The following is a 2,780-nucleotide window of genomic DNA, read 5'->3' as shown; positions in this document are numbered from 1 at the left end:
GTCGAGCTTGATGACCTTGAATTCCTGCTCCTTGCCTTCGAGGTAGGTGGTGTCGCGCACGGGGCGCACATCCACCAGGGAACCCGGCAGGAAGGCGCGAACGGTGCCCAAGTCGACGGTGAAACCGCCCTTGACCTTGCCGTTGATCATGCCCTTGACGGTGTCGGCCGCCTCGAACGCCTTCTCCAGATGATCCCACGCGGCGAACCGCTTTGCCTTCTCGCGCGACAGACGGGTCACGCCGAAGCCGTCCTCGACCGCGTCCAGGGCGACCTCGACCTCGTCGCCGATCGCGACTTCGAGCTGGCCATCCGGGCCGACGAATTGAATTCTGGGGATCACGCCCTCGGACTTGAGCCCGGCATTGATCACGACGTTGTCGGAGGTGATCTCGATCACGGTTCCGATAACGATGGTGCCCGGCTGGAGCTGAGTGGTGCTCAGACTCTGTTCAAATAGTTCGGCAAAGCTTTCGGTCATAAGATGAAATTATCCTGAGAACGGCGCGCTGACCCATCCCATCCGGGACGAGGGGTATGAATGAGATGAAAAGGTCGGCGCATTCGGCACCGACCCGACCGGATCGACAGGGGTCCCGCTGGACGGACTGCCGATGTCTTAGAGGACCAGCTCCGGAAAGACGCGCCTCACCTCTTTCAGGACCCGATCGAGCACTTCTTCGATGGACATCGCGGTGGAATCCACGATGACCGCGTCATCCGCCGCACACAAGGGTGCGACGCTGCGACCGCGATCACGCGCGTCCCGCGACCGGATGTCGTCTACAAGATCCAGGAGGTTAGCATCCAACCCCTTTCCTTTCAACTGTTTATACCGACGATCCGCACGCACCTCGGCGCTGGCGTCGAGAAAGATCTTCAGCGGGGCCAGCGGGAACACGACCGTGCCCATGTCACGCCCGTCGGCCACCAGGCCGGGCGGACAGGCCATGGCACGTTGGCGCTGCAGCAAGGCATCGCGCACCGGCGGATGCACGGCGACACGCGAGGCCGCCATGCCCGCCTGCTCGGTGCGGATCGTCTCGCTGAGGTCCTCGTCGTCCAGGAGCACCCGGCCCGCGACGAAGGCGACCGGCAGATCGGCCGCGACCTCGGCAACGGCGCCGGCGTCGTCGAGCGCAACCCCGCGGCGCTCCGCCGCGAGACCGAGCACGCGATAAAGTGCGCCGCTGTCCAGACACCGCCAGCCGAGTCGGTCCGACAGCAGCTCGGCAATCGTCCCCTTGCCCGTTCCGGACGGACCGTCGATGGTGATGACCGGGACCGGCATCGCATCAGCCCCGCGTCGCCTGGATGCTCAAACCGGCCGTTGCGGCCAGCTCGACGAATCCGGGGAAGGAAGTCTCGACGTTGGCGCAGTCCCGGATCGCGACCGGACCGCTCGCCCGCAAGGCCGCGATGGCGAAGGACATGGCGATGCGATGGTCGCCGTGGGCATCTATCCAGGGCGCATCGATCGCGTCCGCATCGCCCGTCGAGCCCAGCGCCCCGCCGAAGATGCGCATCCCGTCCGGCAGCGGCTCGACGCACACCCCGAGCTTGGCCAGACCGTCTGCCATCACCTGGATGCGGTCGCTCTCCTTTACCCGCAGCTCCTCCGCCCCGGTGAGGATGGTCTCGCCCTCGGCACAGGCTGCGGCGATAAAGAGGACCGGCAGCTCGTCGATCGCCAGCGGCACTTGGTCGACCGGGATGCGGATCCCGCGCAGACGTGCATGACGCACCCGAATATCCGCCACCGGCTCGCCGCCGGCCGTGCGCCGATCCATCAGCTCGATGTCTCCGCCCATGGCGCGCAGGATGTTGATGACGCCGACCCGCGTCGGATTGATCCCGACCTCTTCAAGGATCAGATCGGAGCCGGGCGCGATACTGGCGCCGACCAGGAAAAACGCCGCAGACGAGATATCGGCGGGTACCGTCAAGCGACAGCCCGTCAGCCGTCCGCCTCCGGTCAGACAGACCTTCGCCGCATGACGCCGAACCGAATAGCCGAAGGCCGTGAGCATCCGCTCGGTGTGGTCGCGCGTCGGTGCAGGCTCGGTCACGCAGGTCTCGCCCTCGGCATAGAGGCCCGCCAGCAAGAGGCTCGACTTCACCTGTGCGCTGGCCACCGGCATCCGGTAGTCCAGACACGTCAGACGCGCGACCGGCACGAGATCCAGCGGCGCCGTGCCGCCCTCGGTCGTGCCGATCCGCGCACCCATCTGCGCCAACGGCTCGGTCACGCGCCGCATCGGGCGTTTGGACAGAGAGGCATCGCCCGTCAAGGTCACCGGGAACGACTGACCGGCCAAGAGACCCGAGAGCAACCGCATGGAGGTCCCCGAATTGCCCATCTCGAGCGGACCGTCGGGGGCCTGAAGACCCCGCATCCCGACACCCTGCACGCGCACCTCACCGCCGTCGGGTCCGTCGATCCGCACGCCCATGCGCCGGAAGGCGTTCAAGGTCGCCATGGCGTCCGCACCCTCGAGGAATCCGCTGATGCGGGTCTCGCCCTCCGCGATCGCGGCCAGCATGATGGACCGATGCGAGATCGATTTGTCGCCGGGAACGCGCAGGCGGCCCCGCAAGGTGCCGCCCGGCGCGACCAGGTAGCGGGTATCCGAATGCTCTGCCAAGTGTTCTCCCGCGCGACTGCGCCCGGACGCTGAAAAACCAGCTATGTTAGTCCTGCCGACGGAGTGGGTAAACTGCGGAATTCTTGGACCTAAACCGCGCCCAGTGCGGTGTGCGCTGTTTTTGGATGGGATCGGC

Annotated in this window: 3 protein-coding genes; all 3 read right to left on the bottom strand. The window is 66.3% G+C overall.

Annotation, left to right across the window (positions count from 1 at the left end; genetic code table 11):
- The coding region (locus B4N44_RS13950) for a S1 RNA-binding domain-containing protein (protein WP_296701891.1) at positions 1 to 480 on the bottom strand (480 nt) is incomplete at its 3' end.
- A 138-nt stretch (positions 481 to 618) separates the two neighbouring features.
- Positions 619 to 1,290 (bottom strand): (d)CMP kinase, encoded by a 672-nt coding sequence (gene cmk / locus B4N44_RS13945; protein ID WP_296701888.1) that lies wholly within the window; start codon positions 1,288 to 1,290, stop codon positions 619 to 621.
- A 4-nt stretch (positions 1,291 to 1,294) separates the two neighbouring features.
- Positions 1,295 to 2,644 (bottom strand): 3-phosphoshikimate 1-carboxyvinyltransferase, encoded by a 1,350-nt coding sequence (aroA, locus tag B4N44_RS13940; RefSeq protein WP_296701885.1) that lies wholly within the window; start codon positions 2,642 to 2,644, stop codon positions 1,295 to 1,297.
- Positions 2,645 to 2,780: the final 136 nt, after the last annotated feature.

Source organism: Thiocapsa sp. UBA6158, from assembly GCF_002423035.1.
In the GTDB taxonomy this organism is placed as follows: Bacteria; Pseudomonadota; Gammaproteobacteria; order Chromatiales; family Chromatiaceae; genus Thiocapsa.
Note: the sequence above shows the minus strand (reverse complement) of the source record. Positions and strands in the feature narration are given on the sequence as shown.